Annotated in this window: 17 protein-coding genes; 2 read left to right on the top strand and 15 right to left on the bottom strand. The window is 45.3% G+C overall.

Annotated features, from left to right (window positions below; translation table 11 throughout):
* Nucleotides 1-202: 202 nt before the first annotated feature.
* The 8 genes from guaA to DXD11_RS08485 all read right to left on the bottom strand — a co-directional run bounded on the left by guaA (nucleotide 203) and on the right by DXD11_RS08485 (nucleotide 9974).
* Complete coding sequence (guaA, locus tag DXD11_RS08520; RefSeq protein WP_118758194.1) at nucleotides 203-1744, bottom strand: glutamine-hydrolyzing GMP synthase; 1542 nt, start codon at nucleotides 1742-1744, stop codon at nucleotides 203-205.
* Nucleotides 1745-2005: 261 nt separating this feature from the next.
* Complete coding sequence (locus DXD11_RS08515) at nucleotides 2006-3238, bottom strand: S41 family peptidase (RefSeq protein WP_118758193.1); 1233 nt, start codon at nucleotides 3236-3238, stop codon at nucleotides 2006-2008.
* A gap of 64 nt (nucleotides 3239-3302) precedes the next feature.
* Nucleotides 3303-4538 carry a murein hydrolase activator EnvC family protein gene (locus tag DXD11_RS08510; protein WP_118758192.1) on the bottom strand — a complete coding sequence of 412 codons (1236 nt, stop codon included), beginning with the start codon at nucleotides 4536-4538 and terminating at the stop codon, nucleotides 3303-3305.
* 183 nt (nucleotides 4539-4721) lie between these two features.
* On the bottom strand, nucleotides 4722-5630 hold the full coding sequence (gene ftsX / locus DXD11_RS08505; RefSeq protein ID WP_118758191.1) for a permease-like cell division protein FtsX: 909 nt from the start codon (nucleotides 5628-5630) through the stop codon (nucleotides 4722-4724).
* Nucleotides 5620-6306, bottom strand: a complete 687-nt coding sequence (gene ftsE / locus DXD11_RS08500; protein WP_022216898.1) for a cell division ATP-binding protein FtsE — start codon at nucleotides 6304-6306, stop codon at nucleotides 5620-5622. Before ftsE ends, ftsX begins: the two co-directional genes overlap by 11 nt.
* A gap of 236 nt (nucleotides 6307-6542) precedes the next feature.
* Nucleotides 6543-7631 (bottom strand): PucR family transcriptional regulator, encoded by a 1089-nt coding sequence (locus DXD11_RS08495; RefSeq protein WP_055224350.1) that lies wholly within the window; start codon nucleotides 7629-7631, stop codon nucleotides 6543-6545.
* 196 nt (nucleotides 7632-7827) lie between these two features.
* Nucleotides 7828-8940, bottom strand: coding sequence for an ABC transporter ATP-binding protein (locus tag DXD11_RS08490; RefSeq protein ID WP_004851294.1), 1113 nt, complete (start codon nucleotides 8938-8940; stop codon nucleotides 7828-7830).
* A 443-nt stretch (nucleotides 8941-9383) separates the two neighbouring features.
* Nucleotides 9384-9974 carry a LytR C-terminal domain-containing protein gene (locus DXD11_RS08485; RefSeq protein ID WP_118758190.1) on the bottom strand — a complete coding sequence of 197 codons (591 nt, stop codon included), beginning with the start codon at nucleotides 9972-9974 and terminating at the stop codon, nucleotides 9384-9386.
* 148 nt (nucleotides 9975-10122) lie between these two features.
* On the opposite strand from DXD11_RS08485, the gene DXD11_RS08480 reads away from it, so the two are divergent.
* Both DXD11_RS08480 and DXD11_RS08475 read left to right on the top strand, forming a co-directional pair.
* The gene (locus tag DXD11_RS08480) at nucleotides 10123-10851 is read left to right on the top strand and encodes an SDR family NAD(P)-dependent oxidoreductase (protein WP_118758189.1); all 729 of its coding nucleotides are present in this window, start codon (nucleotides 10123-10125) and stop codon (nucleotides 10849-10851) included.
* 114 nt (nucleotides 10852-10965) lie between these two features.
* The gene (locus tag DXD11_RS08475) at nucleotides 10966-11214 is read left to right on the top strand and encodes a hypothetical protein (RefSeq protein WP_117551205.1); all 249 of its coding nucleotides are present in this window, start codon (nucleotides 10966-10968) and stop codon (nucleotides 11212-11214) included.
* A 115-nt stretch (nucleotides 11215-11329) separates the two neighbouring features.
* On the opposite strand, the gene DXD11_RS08470 is transcribed toward DXD11_RS08475, so the two are convergent.
* The 7 genes from DXD11_RS08470 to gdhA all read right to left on the bottom strand — a co-directional run bounded on the left by DXD11_RS08470 (nucleotide 11330) and on the right by gdhA (nucleotide 18228).
* Nucleotides 11330-12406 (bottom strand): putative manganese transporter, encoded by a 1077-nt coding sequence (locus tag DXD11_RS08470; protein WP_118758188.1) that lies wholly within the window; start codon nucleotides 12404-12406, stop codon nucleotides 11330-11332.
* A 23-nt stretch (nucleotides 12407-12429) separates the two neighbouring features.
* The gene (locus tag DXD11_RS08465; protein ID WP_118758187.1) at nucleotides 12430-12960 is read right to left on the bottom strand and encodes a histidine phosphatase family protein; all 531 of its coding nucleotides are present in this window, start codon (nucleotides 12958-12960) and stop codon (nucleotides 12430-12432) included.
* A 143-nt stretch (nucleotides 12961-13103) separates the two neighbouring features.
* Nucleotides 13104-14990, bottom strand: a complete 1887-nt coding sequence (locus tag DXD11_RS08460) for a carbohydrate-binding domain-containing protein (RefSeq protein ID WP_118758186.1) — start codon at nucleotides 14988-14990, stop codon at nucleotides 13104-13106.
* 42 nt (nucleotides 14991-15032) lie between these two features.
* Complete coding sequence (locus DXD11_RS08455; RefSeq protein WP_118758185.1) at nucleotides 15033-15713, bottom strand: DUF4956 domain-containing protein; 681 nt, start codon at nucleotides 15711-15713, stop codon at nucleotides 15033-15035.
* A 63-nt stretch (nucleotides 15714-15776) separates the two neighbouring features.
* Nucleotides 15777-16022, bottom strand: coding sequence for a VTC domain-containing protein (locus DXD11_RS14790; protein ID WP_330426626.1), 246 nt, complete (start codon nucleotides 16020-16022; stop codon nucleotides 15777-15779).
* On the bottom strand, nucleotides 16006-16449 hold the full coding sequence (locus tag DXD11_RS08450) for a VTC domain-containing protein (protein ID WP_330426625.1): 444 nt from the start codon (nucleotides 16447-16449) through the stop codon (nucleotides 16006-16008). Before DXD11_RS08450 ends, DXD11_RS14790 begins: the two co-directional genes overlap by 17 nt.
* A 417-nt stretch (nucleotides 16450-16866) precedes the next feature.
* Entirely contained in the window at nucleotides 16867-18228 is a 1362-nt protein-coding gene (gene gdhA, locus DXD11_RS08445) for an NADP-specific glutamate dehydrogenase (RefSeq protein WP_004851315.1), read from the bottom strand.
* Between the last annotated feature and the right edge of the window lie 83 nt (nucleotides 18229-18311).

Below are 18311 nucleotides of genomic sequence, written 5' to 3'. Positions count from 1 at the left end.
CCGTCTCAGACCGAGGCGGCTCTTTTTCTATCTGCGACTGTTTTCGATTGCACTTTTACAGGAAGCTGCACATCACAAGAATAATGCTCATTTTGAGTGGGAAAAGTAATGGCACATCATTCTTAACATCACATTAACATCACAGAGCAAAAGAAAAGAGCCACAAAGCCCATAAAATAAGGCTTCGCAGCTCAAATGTCCGTTATTCAAACTCAATCGTTCCAGGTGGCTTACTAGTCAAATCATACATTACCCTGTTCACACCCTTAACCTCATTGATAATCCTGTTCATTACCTTCTGAAGCACCTCAAATGGTATCTCTGAACAATCAGCTGTCATGAAGTCTGTTGTGTTTACAGCACGGAGTGCTACGGCGTAATCGTAAGTTCTGAAATCTCCCATACAGCCAACTGAACGCATATTGGTCAGGGCTGCGAAGTACTGACCGAGGCTTCTGTCGAGGCCTGCCTTTGCGATCTCCTCACGGTAGATGGCATCGGCATCCTGAACGATCTTGACCTTCTCGGCTGTGACCTCTCCGATGATTCTTATTCCAAGGCCTGGGCCTGGGAATGGCTGGCGGAATACCAGGTACTCTGGGATTCCAAGCTCAAGGCCGGCCTTGCGGACCTCATCCTTGAAGAGGAGACGGAGTGGCTCTACGATCTCCTTGAAATCTACATAGTCAGGAAGTCCGCCTACGTTGTGGTGGGACTTGATGACTGCTGACTTGTCAAGGCCTGACTCAATGACGTCAGGATATATGGTTCCCTGTACGAGGAAGTCCACGGCACCGATCTTCTTGGCCTCCTCCTCGAATACACGGATGAATTCCTCGCCTATTATCTTTCTCTTTGCCTCAGGCTCGGTTACTCCGGCAAGCTTGCTGTAGAATCTGTCCTGAGCATTTACTCTGATAAAGTTCAGGTCGTAAGGTCCATCTGGTCCGAATACCGCCTCAACCTCGTCGCCCTCGTTCTTACGGAGAAGACCGTGGTCTACGAACACACATGTGAGCTGCTTGCCTATCGCCTTGGACAGGAGAACTGCAGCTACTGATGAGTCCACACCACCTGACAGGGCGCACAGCACCTTGCCATCGCCTATCTTGGCACGGAGACTCTCTATTGTATCTTTTACAAATGAATCCATCTTCCAGTCGCCTGCACACTGGCATACATCCATGACAAATGCTCTGAGCATCTTCATACCTTCCTCGGTGTGCATAACCTCTGGGTGGAACTGAGTCGCATACAGCTTCTTCTCAGCATTCTCCATGGCTGCCACTGGGCATACAGGAGTGTAAGCTGTCTTCTTGAAGCCCTCTGGTACCTCTGCAATATAGTCTGTGTGACTCATCCAGCAGATGGTCTTGTCATTCACATCCGCAAACAGCTTGGATGTCTTGTCAACCTCAACCTCTGTTCTTCCATACTCGCTGACAGGGGCCGTACTGACCTTGCCGCCCAGCAGATGAGCCATGAGCTGTGAACCATAACATATTCCGAGAATAGGAATACCCAGTTCGAATATCTCCTTGCTGCAGCTAGGTGATTCGTCTTTGTATACGCTGTTTGGTCCGCCGGTAAAGATGATTCCCTTAGGGTTCATCTCTTTGATCTTCTCCAGCGGCAATGTGTACGGATGTACTTCGGCATATACATTACACTCTCTTACACGTCTGGCGATCAGCTGGTTGTACTGTCCGCCAAAGTCCAATACGATAATCAGTTCCTTATCCATGTATATCTCCTTTGTTGCCTTTTATTTACCTATAACATATTTCTGAACATTTCCTAGTATAACACAATATGCAGCACTTTTGTGCTGCATATTATCTAAAAATTATGTTGTTTTAATTATTTATGCATTTTACATATACGATAGCATTCGAACAGATACTTCACTGACAAATTTATATAACGCAGTAACGTCATCTGCCCTACCCACTCAATATTGAAATCTATTATATAACTATATTTATACCAATCTCTATTTTAATCCCTACTTCAGTTTCTCCTTCAGAACCTCAATACCCTTCTGGTACTGGCTGTCGTTCTTGCCCTGAAAGTCCTCGTAGGTGTAATCGTCTGGAAGGTCCACTTCTATATCAGGTGCAACACCCTTCTTGTGGATATCGTTGCCGTCGTGTGTGAAATACTTCTGTGTCGTGAGCTTGATCGCTGTGCCATCACCAAGTGGTATAACGCTCTGCACGATTCCCTTTCCGTAGGTATTCTTTCCTACAACAGTTGCAGCCCCAAATTCCTTGAGTGCCGATGTAAGTATCTCTGACGCACTGGCACTGTACTCATTTGTCAGGACTACCATAGGCATATCGAGGTATTCATCATCTGTCGATTTATACTCGTCCACAACCTTGCCGGTCTTGTCCTTGATGGACACTATGGTTCCCTCTGGGAGCAGATAGTCGCAAATGTTTACGACCGTGGTGAGCATTCCACCCGGATCACTTCTGACATCGATCATCAGTGCCTGCATGCCCTCCTTCTTGAGCTCCTCAACTGCCTTCTGGAAAAGCTCGTCTGTGTTGTCTATGAACTGCGTGATCCTCACATATCCGATCTTGTCGTCTATCATAAATGATGATACCGTGCTGTACTCAACTATCTCCCTGGTGATGGTGACATCGTGGTAAGCCTTATCACGCTCCCTGTATATCTTCAGCGTAACATCAGTTCCAGCATCGCCTCTTATGAGTGATACGAGGTAGTCAAGATCATCGTCTGTAGTGATCTCGTGATCGTCTATCTGTACAATAATGTCATCAGGCTGTATATCCACCTTCTCAGCCGGTGCACCCTCAAGGATATTTACCGCACGGACATATCCCGTATCCTCATCCTTGCTGACCGTAACTCCGATTCCGGCATACTCACCTGAATCATCCTCCTGCAGCTTGGCATATTCTTCCTTGGTGTAATACTGTGCATACGGATCGTCAAGGGATTCCATTATACCCTTGTATATGCCCTCCCTGATCGTATCATCGTCAATATCATTGTAATAATAATTGTCTATGATACTCTCGATCTTCGCTGTCTTGTCAAGTACGTCCGCATCCAACAGATTGCCATCATAGGTTATCTTGGTGGAACTGCCGGTTTTGCCGCTGAGTGTGCCACTGAACACACCTGATGTACCGCAGCCCGTCAGACCGATCACCGTACTTGCCAACACCGCTGTCACTACTATCTTCTTCAACATTTTCCTCATATCATTATCTCCTAACCTTGTATTGCCATCAAATACCTGAATCTCTCCATATCCCCTGCCCGGTCTACTGTCCAAGGAAGTCATGCGGATTGACATACGTTCCGTCTATCGACACGCCAAAATGGCAATGCGGACCTGTCGACACACCCGTACTTCCTGCCTTTGCTATGACCTGACCTTTCACAACCTTGTCGCCAACATTTACACATAGCTGTGAGTTGTGCATATATACCGTACATATTCCGCCGCCGTGGCTGATCATGACCATGTTGCCACCGCCGCCATTGTAGCAGGACATCACGACTGTGCCGGCCTCCGCCGCAACAATATCTGTTCCATAATCACAGCCTATATCAAGTCCCTGATGATATGTACTTGCTCCCGCTGTAGGAGCATCTCGGTAACCAAATTCATCCGTGATAACACCTCCGGTCGATACCGGCCACATGAATTTGCCCTTATATTTGGAAGTGTCGTATACCTTTCCATCCTTTGTATACACTCCAGTACCATTTGCATTTGCCTTGCCCATCTCCTGTCTTGATATCTCTGCGATACGTCTCTCAGCTTCCTCACGTGCCACAGTGAACTTGTTCATCAGCGATTTCTGGGCTTCTATATCACCATCATATCTGGTGATCTCTTCCTGCTTCTGATCTATAAGGGTCTGCAGTTCAGCCTCGTTACTCTCCAGATCCGTCTTGACCGACTCCACCTGTCTGAGGTCAGATTCAAGCTGCGCCTCATAATTGGCAATATCTGTCTTGGTCTTGATCAGCTTTGCAAGCTGCCTCTGATCGTATTCCGATATCTGGTCTATATACTCTGATTTATTGAGAAGATCGCTGAATGACATGGATGTGAGCAGGGCATCGACATATTCCGTCTCCCCCTCCTCATACAGATACTGTATTCTCTGCTTCATCCCCTCATACTGCTCATCCTCTGCCTTCTGAGCTTCATCCAGACTTTTCTGAGTTGTGTCTATCTCCGTCTGGAGCTCGTCTGTCTGCTCCTGCAGGCTCGTTATCTGAGTCTGGATGGATGTCATCTTGGCATCCAGATCCGCAACGTCCTGAACGATCTTGTTCTGCTGTTCCTCCAGAGAATCCAGAACGTCCTTGGCATTCTTCTCGTTTTCACTGGCATCATCCTTCTGACGCTCAGCCTCTTCCTTCGTCATGGCATATGCCATATTTCCCCCGGTCTGAGACGCAGCCATGCCCCCCATGACTACACATCCCGCAGCAAGCAATGCCATCCTTCTGATATTTCCTTTTACGTTGACTTTCTTTTTCATAATCTACTACTCCTTGTTATCCCCATCTAACAATTAACTAGTATATCTTATGTCGTCGTGCGTGAGCGCGATGACCTGCGCACGCATCAGCGTGCTTCATTATATTATATCGCCTGCCGGCTCAATGAGGGCATTCGCATCATGACGTCTTGCGCAAGCGCATCCGTCGCAATGCTCATTATATCATACTCTCAAATGCTTCCTCGTTGTAAGGATACTTCCTACCAGTCCAACACCGATACCAAGCACAAGTCCAACCGGTATCATGGTCTTGAACAGGTCATGCTGGCTCACAAATGCAAACAGCGTCGTAACAACCTTGAACCTTCCGGCCACATATGTCAGTATCTTATCATACATGTAATACAGAAGAACCAGAGGTATAGCCGAACCGACCGCGCCTATGATCACACCCTCTATGATGAACGGCGCCCTTACAAATACATTTGTCGCACCGATCAGCTTCATGATCCCTATCTCTTCCTTTCGCACCGTGATACCTATGGTGATAGTGTTGCTTATAAGGAAGATAGATACCAGCATCAGTATCACAACTATTCCTATGGACGCATATCCGACAAGGGATGACAGTGTCGTGATGCTATCCGCGGTCACGTCAGAGCTCTTGACCTTTCTGACTCCTGAAAGCCCCTGGGCAAATGCCACGAACTCCGGCTGTCTGGCCACATCCTTGAGTGTAACCTCATATGATGCCGAATTCTTGAGCGGGTTATCCTCTCCAAATGCGTCCTTTGCCGCCTGTGGATCATCGTAGTTCTGCTCAACAAATTTATTCCATGCATCATCCGCCGACACGTAATCCATCGTGTTTACATAATCCAGAGTTCTTATCTGTGATCCGATAAGCTGTATCGTGTCGTCCGACACATCCTCGTCAAAGAACACTGATATTGTAACTGTATTCTCAAGCTCCTGCATACCGGACTGGAAATTTACAACCACCGCATATATGATTCCAAAGAGGAACAGACATGATATGATGGTTCCAAGTGATGCAAGTGAGAACAGAATATTTCTTCTTATATTTGCAAAGCCCTGTCTGAGGATATAGAAAAATGTACTAATCTTCATCTATATATCCTCCTTCCTTCTCGTCGCTGATAATTACACCCTTCTTCAGAGTGATAACTCTCTTCTTCATCTCATTGACGATATCCTTGTTGTGGGTTACCACGACAACTGTGGTTCCTCTCTTGTTGATATCCTCAAGGAGGTTCATGATATCCAGTGAGTTCTTAGGATCAAGGTTTCCTGTAGGCTCGTCCGCCAGTATGATGTCCGGATTGTTGACCAGTGCTCTCGCCATGGCAACTCTCTGCTGCTCACCACCTGAGAGCTCCTTCGGGTATGATTTGTATTTGTCTGCAAGTCCAACCAGCGTCAGCATGGCCGGAACGCGTCTTCTGATGTATCTCGCCGGAGTCTGGATAACTCTCTGTGCAAATGCAACATTCTCGTATATAGTCCTGTCCTTCAGAAGCCTGAAGTTCTGGAATACGACTCCAATCCTTCTTCTGACCTTCGGTATATCTTTTCTCTTTATCTTACCATAGTCGTATCCGGCAACAGTGATATTGCCCTCCGTAGGATCGAGCTCCTTGAGCAGAAGCCTGAACAGAGTGGTCTTGCCCGAACCACTGCTTCCAACGATAAATACGAACTCGCCTTTCTCTATATTGATGTTCACATTCTTGAGCGCCTGATTGCCCCCAGGGTATGTCATACTCACGTTCTCTAACTCTATCATCTCATGTCTCCTATATTGCCTCTTTACGGCATAAACTGTACATTATCTTACATTTGTCCATAGTCGGATGATTCTGATTCATTTCATCCACGCTTCATTATACTACATATTGATTGTTTTGTTGTGTATAGTTTGTGAATTAAAATTAATACACGATGCGGCAGTCTTCATATATTCATATGTAAGGCTGCCGCTTCTATGCGATCTATATCCCAGACAACTGTCCACCGGACATTTTAATAATCCAGTGACTCCATGTACTTCATGTACTTTACAACCATAAGAGCGATCTTGAATGTGATGGCATCCTCGAATACTCTCAGATCAAGGCCTGTGCTCTTCTGCAACTTATCAAGTCTGTATACCAGAGTATTTCTGTGGATGTACAACTGTCTTGATGTCTCTGATACGTTCAGGCTGTTCTCAAAGAACTTGTTGATAGTTGACAAAGTCTCCTCGTCAAACTCATCAGGGCTCTTGCCGTCAAATATCTCTCTGATGAACATCTTGCACAGAGGAAGTGGAAGCTGGTAAATAAGTCGTCCTATTCCAAGATTGCTGTATGCTATGATATCTGTGTTCTCATAGAATATCTTTCCAACATCCAGAGCCATCTTAGCCTCTTTGTATGAACGTGAAACTTCCTTTATCTCATTGACAATTGTTCCGAATGACACATGTACAGATGACATCGCCTCGGTATTGAGCATGTCAACGATGACCTTGGCAATCTTGTTCATGTCGTCATATGTCTCGTTGGACTTGACTTCCTTGACAAGAATGATGTTCTTCTCGTCCACAGCAGTGATGAAATCCTTTGTCTTGGCTGAGAAGATATTACGTACTGTCTCAAGTGCATTGGTATCCTTCTCATTCTTTGTCTCTATGATAAATACGATTCTTCTCACATCAGTATCTATGTGGAGCTTCTTTGCTCTGTTGTAGATATCAACCAGAAGGAGATTGTCTAAGAGAAGGTTCTTGATAAAGTTGTCCTTGTCAAATCTCTCCTTGTATGCGACCAAAAGGTTCTGGATCTGAAATGCTGCAATCTTGCCGACCATATATGTATCATCGGTCTCGCCCTTTGCCATGAGAATATGCTCTAACTGGTTATCGTCAAACACCTTGAAGAACTGATAACCTCTTACAACCTGGCTCTCTGCCGGTGAATCAACAAATGCACGAACTGAATCCTCGCAGTCATCTATATCCTTAAGTGTTGACGCAAGCACTTTTCCCTCTGTGTCCAACACGCACAGGTCAGTTCTTGTTATACCTTTTAATCCGTCTATTGTATCCTGAAGAATCTGGTTTGATATCATTCTTTTCACTCCTTATACTCATTATACGTTTTATCCCGTAATCCATTACTCTTATTTTAAAGCAAAATTGTAGAAAAAAAAAGAGAAAATGCAGATTTTTTATATGTATTTTCTGCATTTTCTCAATTTTCCAAGAATTAAACTACTGTTTCCAGTTATCTGGAGTGTAATTGTAAGTTCTATGTGTTATCTAAGACTAGTTAACAAGGATCTCCTCTGTCTCCTTATCGAAGATATGGATCTTGCTTAAGTCAAATGCGAACTGAACTGTGTCGCCAGGTCTAGCTGTTGTACGAGCATTTACTCTTGCTGTGATATCGAACTGGTCGATTGTGAAGTATAAGTAAACCTCGGCACCAAGCATCTCGTAGATGTTGATTCTTGCATCGATTACGCTCTCTGGTGATGACTCGATGAAGAGCTGCTCATCATGAATATCCTCTGGACGGATACCAAGAACAACTTCCTTATCGATAGCATCAAGTGCGATAAGTCTCTCAGCCTTGCTGTCTGGAACCTTGATTGAATGTGAACCGAACATAAGGAGAACGTCAGCACCTGACTTAACAACCTTACAATCGATGAAGTTCATAGGTGGCATACCCATGAATCCGGCAACGAACAGGTTACATGGCTTGTCGTAGAGGTTCTGAGGTGTATCTACCTGCTGGATGATACCATCCTTCATAACTACGATTCTTGTACCAAGTGTCATAGCCTCTGTCTGGTCATGTGTTACGTAGATGATAGTTGTCTGGAGTCTCTGATGAAGCTTTGAGATCTCAACACGCATCTGTACACGAAGCTTAGCATCAAGGTTTGAAAGAGGCTCGTCCATAAGGAATACCTTTGGCTCACGGACAATTGCACGTCCCATAGCAACTCGCTGTCTCTGTCCACCTGATAAAGCCTTTGGCTTTCTGTCAAGAAGATGCTCGATATCAAGAATCTTAGCTGCCTCATGTACAGCCTTGTCGATCTTCTCCTTTGGAACCTTTCTTAACTTAAGTCCAAATGCCATGTTATCATATACTGACATATGTGGGTACAGAGCGTAGTTCTGGAATACCATCGCAATATCTCTGTCCTTTGGCTCTACATCGTTTACGAGCTTGTCGCCGATCCATAACTCACCTGAGCTGATATCCTCAAGTCCTGCTATCATTCTAAGAGTTGTTGACTTTCCACATCCTGATGGTCCAACAAAGATGATGAACTCCTTGTCTTCGATCTCAAGGTTGAAGTCCTTAACTGCGTTGAATCCGTTAGGATATACCTTGTAAATGTTCTTAAGTGATAAACTTGCCATTTGAAATTACCTCCGTAGTGTATATAATCTTGTTTTTGTTCACCCTAAAAACTATTGTTATTCTACATCATTGGCATTTTTCATTCTATGTGATTATTGCTCAAAAAAAATTTTGAACTTTTGTCTAAATTGTATACATGCACAAATTTTGCAACATTTTGACGGTTTTCGAACCGTTTTCCCTTGGTTTAAACTTCCTTTTTTGTGAAACCTTCACCATACCCATTTATGTCAATAGGGTTTTTCGTCACGTTTTCGGTATATTTTATTACTTTTGCCTATTGTTTTTACTCATATATATACTTGACAAACCAGAAAAATGTAGAACAGCCGGCAAAATCTGTAACATTTTGTACTACAGTAAAAAAACTCTACTGATATCGGTGTTTTCTATTACGATATCAGCAGAGTTTTCTATATATTTTCTACATATTCTTCTATATCTAGTTGTTGGCTGCGTTGTCCACACCTATTACTACGACAATGTCTGCACCTGAAATGTCGACATCTGAAGCAACAGATGAGTCAATATCTGATCTGTCAGCCGTTGCCGCTCCACCCAGAAGGCTTACAAGTCCGCTAACATCATATGAATCTGATGTGTAGATAACTGTTGTTGACTGATCTCCGTTGTCATATGTTCCTATATCTACTGATGTGTATCCATCCGCTGTGAGTGTTGTCTGCCATGTAGCTGCCACACCTGACACGCCTGATGCGTTGAGCACTACTACATTTGCACCCTTGGCATTTCCCGCATTTGCATCCTCTGTTGAAGCATCCTGTGAGCTGTCATCCGCTGATGTGTCTGAACTGTCTGCAGCATCGCCTGAACCTCCAAATGTAGGATCTGACGGATCTGACTCCTCAGTCACGATGCTTGTCTTATTGCCCGTGTCCGATGCGTCTGATTTCTTGCTCTTGCTGACGGTTCGTGCAAGCAGTACGAGCATGACAACTATAGCCACTGCAAGTATGATAACCGCTGCTCTGAGCATTGTATCTAAGAATAATTTCATTACTTTCTTACCCATTATATAGCCTCCATCTCAATATAAATGTATATTCTCATTTGTTAACAAAAACAACTAGAGTATACCAAAGTGCTTTTTTATTTTCAACATTTAATTCGCATGATATACTAGAATTAAATTTTTGTTCACAAATAGCGGAGGTACAGATTTGAAAACAGCGATAATAATTGGCGCCTCTACGGGCATCGGAAGGGAAACGGCCCTGGCGCTTTCAGACAAATATAACAGCATATCTATCACTTCATTCAAACACAAAGAAGAGCTTCTCTCTCTGAGAGACGAACTTACGGCAAAAGGCTGCATCTGTTACTGTGAGACCGGAGACGCCGGGGATATGGAATTTATGGAAAAGTTTATACAAAATACCATAGATCATCTCGGCAGCGACATCGATCTCCTCATCAACAATGCCGGCATATCTTATGTGGGGCTTATAAACGATATGACAGCCCAGGATTTTGACAGAACCATGAAGTCAAATGTGTACTCGGTTTTCAATAGCTGCCGACTCGTGGTTCCTCACATGATCCAGCTCCACAAAGGACACATAATCAATATCTCATCCGTGTGGGGAAATGTCGGTGCGTCGTGTGAGGTCGCATATTCAGCCTCCAAAGGTGCTGTAAATTCCTTCTCAAAGGCTCTTGGAAAGGAGCTTGCTCCAAGCGGTATAACCGTCAACGCCATAGCATTTGGCGCAATTGACACCTCCATGAACGGTCATCTGTCACCGGAGGAACGCCAGATGCTGGAGGATGAAATACCTGCAGGAAGAATGGCCACACCTTATGAAGCGGCAGATTTCATTGTGCACATTGCCGAGTGTGGAGAATACCTGAATGGCCAGGTGATCACATTTGATGGCGCATGGCAATAGGTGCTTTTCATCAAATTTTACAACAGCATAGGCGATTTTGTCCAAATTTCTATTGCTTAATTGTATATATTGCATTAGAATATATTATATATGTTATAGAATCGGGGTTATAAAATGGGATTTGGATTTGGGAAAAAGAAGAAAAATATTTCATCGGACACAGCTCCCGCCGCCGCAGATATCAAGACTACTCTTGACGAGGACGGCAATGTGGAGATTGTTTCCAAAAACTTCAAGATGAAGCCGACACAAAAGCTGGAGGAGCAACCATCCAGTGAAGGGGACACTTGGATCTGCTGGGGATGCGGACAGCCTACGGATCAGGATATCTGTCCTGTCTGCGGTAAGAAACGCACAAAGTAACAACACACACACAAGGGGCTGTGAAAAAACTCGATTGAGTTTTTTCGCAGCCCTTTTTTACTTTATTGCAATGCGGTCACTGCGCATCGCTTACATTTATTTTCTCTACACTCTGCTAAAATGTGATTCCAAGAGCATTTATTATGAGTCCCCACGCAAGTCCTGCAGCATACAGCACCACTGCTATCCTTATATTCTCCGCAGGTCTATGCCTGTTCATCCTAAAGAGCACCACAAGGCCTACTCCTGCACTCACCAGAAGTCCTGACATCATAGCACCCGCGCTGAGTATTCCCTGAAGATACAGCTCGGTTATTATGACTGATGCCGCACAGTTAGGAATAAGGCCCACCAACGCTGCTGCCGCCTCTCCAAGCACAGGCACATCATTGAATATGCGGGCTATGGATTCCTCTCCTATAGCCTCTATGATCACATTTATCACAAGTGAGAATATAAATATAAATATCGCAATCTTTGCAGTGTGCACCAGAGCAGATCTGAATATTCCCCCCTCGCAGTCGCAGTGTTCCTGTTCGCACACCTCATGGATATTCTTCTCTCCCAAATGTCCGTGGTCGTGACTGTGCTCATGGACATAGTCATGCACATGTCCCTTTCCTTTCTTCTCAGCAGCATCCTTATACACTATATTCTGTGTGTGCAGAGAGCTTTCTGCCGCTTTTGCAGAGTCACTGTGCGCATGTCCGCTATGGTGTTCGTGCTCATCATGTCCACCATGTCTGTGAACCGGATCTATCTTCTTTACCTGAACCGGCTTTCTCATTCTGTCCAGCACAAATCCTACCATATAGCCTGTTATTACGGCTATGACCGCCTTTGTCGCAAGGATCTTCACTATTGTCCCCGCGCTTATCGCGTCATTTGACAGCATGATCGGCAGCATCTCGTCCGAGGTTGACATGAACACGGCTATGAGCACGCCCGCCCCTATCACGCCTCCGCTGTACAGGTTGGATGCCATAAGTGAAAATCCGCACTGTGGCACTATTCCCAGCACTCCGCCAATCAATGGTCCAAGCTTCTCTGCCTTTCCAAGCACATGTGCCTGTCGGCCTGCAGTTTTTCTCTCAAGCCACTCCATGACCACATAGGTGATGAGCAGAAACGGGATGAGCTTCACCGTATCAAACAGTGCATCCTTAAATGAATCTATAAGCAATTCCTTCATATTATAAAACACTCCTTCTCAGATCAGCACTCGTAGATATTGTACCCACAATTGTCCTGACTGAATCCAAAATACTCCTCGTTGGTCATATCCATGAAATAGCTGCATATCGCCCTGCATATTCCGTTATGGCAGACAAACAACACCGACGAATCCGGATATGTCTCGCGGGTTTCAATTATCAGATCGTACGTTCTCCTGGCGATATCCATCATGGATTCTCCTCCGGGATATCTGTATGCGAACATCCTTTTGTTGTTCAGGAAATCCCTGTCGTCCCTCTGAACACCCTCATACACACCGTAATCCTGTTCTATAAGCCTCTCATCCGTGATGACAGGCAAATGCTTTCTCTCCGCCACCGCCCCGGCCGTCTCCTGTGCCCTGGAGAGCGGCGATGCTATTATCACGTCAATAGAGCAGCTATCCAATCTCTCTGCAAGGAGCTGTGCCTGCTGAAGTCCTTTATCTGTAAGATGGGAATCTGTCCTGCCACAGACCTTATTAAGTCTGTTCCATTCCGTCTCTCCGTGTCTTGCAACATATAACTTCATATGGGTTCTCCTTCCAGTCATATTGGGTATCTGCTCTTTTACCAACTGTGTATTAACTACAAAAATCTCATGTCTTTATAATATTAAGCATTTTTGCAAATTAATCAACTGTTTTCGGCTATTAAAGCGTCTGGAATTATCTTCTATATGCTCATGCTGTCTGAGCTCGAACTATTGTCTTTGTTCTGTAAACTGCCATTTGCGCTGTCATTCTGCCCATTATCTGAATCACCATCCGGTCTCTGCATATTTCCATCATCTGAATTGCCACCTGGTCTCTGCATATTTCCATCATCTGAGTTGCCGCCTGGTCTCTGCATATTTCCATCATCTGAGTTGCCGCCCGGTCTCTGCATTCCGCCATTATCTAAATTGCCGCCCGGTCTCTGCATTCCGCCTGAGCCCTCGCTGTACGTAATATCGTCCAGTGTAAATGTACTGTTCTGGTCACCGACAGTCAAAGTGTAGTTATCCCCCTGTTTCATGTCTGATGTGCTGATAACAACCGAGTTAAATTTCTTATCCACCTTATAGCTGAGCACCTCCTTGCCATCTGAATCAGTAAGTGTGATCGTTTCGCCGGCGTCAACCCACTCATCAAAGTTAACAAGAGCCGAGCACTGTGTGGACTCATCTCCAAATTCCTGAGCCATACCGGAACCACTCACAGCTACGATCTCGCCGCCTGTTATCGCCGCACACATTCCGTAGTCCATCGCCCCATTGCCATTGTCCGAAGGGCCGAGTACATATACGCTGCCTCCTGTGATTCCAATATAGCCGTTGGAATCTATTCCATCACCATTGGCATTTATATTTATCGTTCCTCCTGTTATAAGAATATATGCATCACTGTCGGCATCCATGTCCACTCCGCCCATGCCTGGGCCACCTCCAAAACCATCATGGTTGCCTCCCGAACCTGAGCTGCCTCCAGCTGCATTGAAGCCGTCATCACTGGATATCACATCTATATTACCGCCAGTCACAAGGATCTTATCCCCCTCTACCCCCTCATAACTCTTAGATACATCTATATCTCCACCGGTTATTATCAGAAGTCCCTCCGCATGGATCGCATCATCCCCAACCGATATGTTGATGTCTCCGCCTTCTATATATACATATCCATCCTGCTGGTCGTCATTTCCCGCATGTATACCATCCTCATCACAGCTCAGGTTAAATGTTCCGTCCGCAATTCTCACGCTATCCTTAGCGTTCAGGCAGTGATCCTGACTGTCTATGGTATAGGTGCCACCTGTAACCACCAGGTCATCCTTGGACAAGATTCCATGTCCCGTAGTGTCTTTGACCGTCAGACTTCCGGTGCCGCCCAGTGTAAGGTCGCATTTGGCAAATATCACGGCATCCACATTGTTGTCATCCGTCTGAACGTAGTCTCCGGACACCGTAAGACTGTTCTCTGCCCCTTCCGCCAACGTCACAAATACCTTGTCAGCGTTCTTCGCATATATTGCCGCATAATCCGCAGCCGTGATCGATACTCCGTCAAGTACAAGTTGAACCTTATCGTCATCGCCCGCATCCACCACGATGGTGCCGTCTGTGAGTGTCCCTGACAGAACGTATACACCTGCCGCTTTGATCGTCACCACACCATCCTCTATCTGTACATTTGAGCTGTCGCATGTGGCGGTCTTTCCCGACAGCGTTATCTTCGCAGCCTCGCTCTCATCATAGGTTCCCGCCAGATCCCGCTTCGTGAACATATCTGTTATATCTATAGCCGCATCGCTCATGGCTTCATCTATAGACGCCTGCATCTCCTCCACAGTCATCTCTGTCTTTACACTGGTATTCTCTGCATCCGCACTGCCATTTGGGCTTTCTTTATCAGCGTCCGTCTCTGTGCTCACATCACTTGTCACCTCAGTATCTGAAGTCGAGCTTGTGCTCTGGCTGGTTGAACATCCGGCAAGCATGGCCATGCACATGGCCGCTGTCAACCCTATAGCCAGACATTTGCGGATTCCCGCTCTATGTCTCATATATTTATTCTTCCTCATACGATCATCTCCTTACTAAGTATCTGCCTTATCAACTGACTTCTACAATGTCGTGTCCCCCGAATCCACCTGTGCCAGCATGATCTCAAGGTTGCCATTTCTCACTCTGAGCTTATCTATCATATCCTTCTGATTTGTGTCCTTCTTAAGCTTCACCACATATGTAAGCTTGAACAGGCTTCCCATGTTGGTCGTCTTCACATTTATCAGTCTGTAACTGTCTGTACAGTCGGCAAGTATCTCATCAAATGCCTCTGTATAGTCGAGATTTTCAGGCACGGTGATCTTCAGGGCTCTCTCTTCATCCCTTCCGCCGCCAAATCCAGTAAGGCTGCAAATGAACATCGCTCCGCCTAGTATGGCGGCAAATAATACTGCATATCCTATAAATCCCATTCCGGTCACAAGTCCAGCTCCCATCGCAAGGAATATGGCGCATATCTCCTTTGCCGAACCTGGAACCGATCTAAACCTTACAAGGCTGAATGCTCCTGCCACCGCAACGCCCGCGCCAACATTGCCATTTACCATCATGATCACCACGCACACAACCGCAGGTATAAGTGCCAATGTCACCAGAAAACTCTGGGTGTATTTACTTCTGAATGCGTAAACCAACGCAAGGAATACTCCTATTATAAGGGATACCGCTATGCAGATCAGAAACTCCTGCACTGATATCGTTGTCGCCGTTCCAAATATACTGTCAAATAATCCTGTCATCTTCTATATCCTCCTGCTTATGCTTGTCACTTTATAATTTACATAATTTGCCCTCGACTTATGTCAACCAACCATCTGTTTATACGCCTCTCCATACTTTGAAAATGACGTCTTGTATGCTCCATACTTTGTGAGCAGATGTGACAGCCACAGCGGGAACCCACCTGCCATCTTGATCTCCATCAACACCTTATATTCTGGTATGACCTTGTGCCCATATGGTTCTTTCTGAAGTGTCAGATCATCATTCTGCCACAGTATATTGTAATCAAACGTGATCCTGAGCTCCGGGTCATCCATCCCTCTCATATGAGAGAACCACTGCAGGCTCCAGATCTTTGTATACCTGCATGAAATAATCTATCTCTCTGCCAATCTGACAATCCTCGTGCAGCGGCTGACCTCCCACCAGATAATCCATAGCCTCCTGTTCAGGTACCTCCAGCCTTCTTTTGTACACAACCGATTTGTATTTCTTCTTGAGCTCAATAAAAACCTCTGAATCGTCATCCGGGACTCCATAGCTTCTTAGCCTGAGCTTCTCTTTGTAAACCGGCTTTTCTATGGAGTCTCTGATGAGCCTGTGGGAAGGAGTGTCGAAATATATGTTAATGATCTGGCTGTGTGCGAACCGGTCCGGCTGCATATACCTTATCATTTCGCTCATTATCTGCTTGTACTGGTATCGAGTCAGCATGTATTTAAGTTCATATCTTTTAAACGTGTTGTCTGCCATAAGCATCATCCTTTCTTGTCTTATCTCCTCTTGATGAGGCTATAATAACCTGCCAAACTTAAACGAAGTTTAAATATATAAAAGTATCCTGCGCTTACTTTTGGGGTATGTTCTCTATGTTGTATCTCCAATCGATAGTGCCGGCGACCGAGCTTTGACGCTTCTGTGCCGCCGCAGAGAGCCATGCGTCCTTATCGTGCTTGGCGCGGCGTGCATGATAGAAGCTAAGTCCAAGTGAGGGTAGACAAATATGATTGGATATACAACATAGAGATCACCCCAAAAGTAAGCGCAGGATACTGCTGCAACGCAAAAACGCCCATCTGCGGATCACTCCACAGATGGACGTCTATAGTCTTATATTATAATCTTATGTCTAGTTGATTTGAAGATATGGCTCTCGCCTATTACCTAGGATTAGCAAACGCCCTGAGCAAGCATAGCGTCAACAACCTTCTCGAAACCGGCGATGTTAGCACCTGCAACATAGTCTGCGTTTCCGCCAACTGTCATGTTGTATCTCTTTGCTGCATCTGAGATGTTAGCGTAGATTGTCTCCATGATTCCCTTGAGCTTGCCATCAACTTCCTCGAATGTCCATGAAAGTCTCTCGCTGTTCTGGCTCATCTCAAGAGCTGATGTAGCAACACCACCTGCATTTGCAGCCTTACCACCAACGAAGAGAACACCATTCTCCTGAAGGTACTTAGTAGCCTCAAGAGTTGTAGGCATGTTAGCGCCCTCTGTTACTGAGATAACGCCGTTTGCAACAAGCATCTTAGCATCGTCAAGGTTAAGCTCGTTCTGTGTAGCACATGGAAGAGCAAGGTCACACTTGATTGACCATACGCCGTGATCATTTGCATCCTTCTTTACATGGTACTCAGCTGATGGTCTGGCAGCAGCATAAGCATCAAGACGTGCTCTCTTAACTTCCTTAACTTCCTTAAGAAGTGCAACATCGATTCCTTCTGGATCGTAGATCCAACCTGTAGAATCTGAACATGTAACACACTTAGCACCTAACTGATGTGCCTTCTGGATTGCGTAGATTGCAACATTACCAGCACCTGATACTGCACAAGTCTTGCCTGCGATATCAATGTCATGATCCTTTAACAGTGCGTTTGTAAGGTAAAGCAGTCCGTAACCAGTAGCCTCTGTACGAGCAAGTGATCCACCATATGTAAGTCCCTTACCTGTGAGAACTCCCTCGTATGATCCACGGATTCTCTTGAACTGACCGAACATGAAACCGATCTCTCTAGCGCCTGTTCCGATATCTCCAGCTGGAACATCGACATCAGCACCGATATACTTGCAAAGCTCTGTCATGAAGCTCTGGCAGAATGCCATGATCTCTCTGTCTGACTTACCCTTAGGGTCGAAGTCTGAACCACCCTTACCACCACCGATTGGAAGTGTTGTAAGTGAGTTCTTGAAAACCTGCTCGAAACCAAGGAACTTAATGATACCAAGGTTTACTGATGGGTGAAGTCTGAGACCTCCCTTGTATGGTCCAATGGCATTGTTGAACTGTACACGGAAACCTCTGTTGACCTGTACCTGTCCGTTGTCATCTACCCATGGTACTCTGAACATGAGCTGTCTATCTGGCTCTGTGATTCTCTCAAGGATAGCGTTCTTTCTGTAAAGCTCCTCATTTGCCTCGATACAAGGTCTGAGTGAATCAAGAACCTCTGTTACTGCCTGTAAGAACTCAGGCTGATCTGCATTCTTCTTCTGTACTATCTCGAGTACTTCATCAACATATGACATAGTAAAAATCCTCCTAAACTGATTATATATCGTGACCTGTTAATTATTTCCTGACCACGCTCCCTATTATAGTATAGGAAATT

This window comes from Coprococcus sp. TF11-13 (genome assembly GCF_003481085.1).
GTDB classification, from domain to species: domain Bacteria; phylum Bacillota; class Clostridia; order Lachnospirales; family Lachnospiraceae; genus Coprococcus; species Coprococcus aceti.
The sequence above is the reverse complement of the archived record's forward strand: the minus strand, read 5'-3'. Positions and strand labels throughout refer to the sequence as shown.

Excerpts from the sequence above, each read along its gene's own strand:
- DXD11_RS14790 (WP_330426626.1), bottom strand. The coding sequence starts at position 16,022 with ATGAGAGGGATGGATGACCCGGAGCTCAGGATCACGTTTGATTACAAT.
- ftsX (WP_118758191.1), bottom strand. The coding sequence starts at position 5,630 with ATGAAGATTAGTACATTTTTCTATATCCTCAGACAGGGCTTTGCAAAT.
- DXD11_RS08490 (WP_004851294.1), bottom strand. The coding sequence starts at position 8,940 with ATGGCAAGTTTATCACTTAAGAACATTTACAAGGTATATCCTAACGGA.
- DXD11_RS08510 (WP_118758192.1), bottom strand. The coding sequence starts at position 4,538 with ATGAAAAAGAAAGTCAACGTAAAAGGAAATATCAGAAGGATGGCATTG.
- guaA (WP_118758194.1), bottom strand. The coding sequence starts at position 1,744 with ATGGATAAGGAACTGATTATCGTATTGGACTTTGGCGGACAGTACAAC.
- DXD11_RS08465 (WP_118758187.1), bottom strand. The coding sequence starts at position 12,960 with ATGAAGTTATATGTTGCAAGACACGGAGAGACGGAATGGAACAGACTT.
- DXD11_RS08485 (WP_118758190.1), bottom strand. The coding sequence starts at position 9,974 with ATGGGTAAGAAAGTAATGAAATTATTCTTAGATACAATGCTCAGAGCA.
- ftsE (WP_022216898.1), bottom strand. The coding sequence starts at position 6,306 with ATGATAGAGTTAGAGAACGTGAGTATGACATACCCTGGGGGCAATCAG.
- gdhA (WP_004851315.1), bottom strand. The coding sequence starts at position 18,228 with ATGTCATATGTTGATGAAGTACTCGAGATAGTACAGAAGAAGAATGCA.
- DXD11_RS08450 (WP_330426625.1), bottom strand. The coding sequence starts at position 16,449 with ATGGCAGACAACACGTTTAAAAGATATGAACTTAAATACATGCTGACT.
- DXD11_RS08515 (WP_118758193.1), bottom strand. The coding sequence starts at position 3,238 with ATGAGGAAAATGTTGAAGAAGATAGTAGTGACAGCGGTGTTGGCAAGT.
- DXD11_RS08470 (WP_118758188.1), bottom strand. The coding sequence starts at position 12,406 with ATGAAGGAATTGCTTATAGATTCATTTAAGGATGCACTGTTTGATACG.
- DXD11_RS08460 (WP_118758186.1), bottom strand. The coding sequence starts at position 14,990 with ATGAGGAAGAATAAATATATGAGACATAGAGCGGGAATCCGCAAATGT.
- DXD11_RS08495 (WP_055224350.1), bottom strand. The coding sequence starts at position 7,631 with ATGATATCAAACCAGATTCTTCAGGATACAATAGACGGATTAAAAGGT.
- DXD11_RS08475 (WP_117551205.1), top strand. The coding sequence starts at position 10,966 with ATGGGATTTGGATTTGGGAAAAAGAAGAAAAATATTTCATCGGACACA.
- DXD11_RS08455 (WP_118758185.1), bottom strand. The coding sequence starts at position 15,713 with ATGACAGGATTATTTGACAGTATATTTGGAACGGCGACAACGATATCA.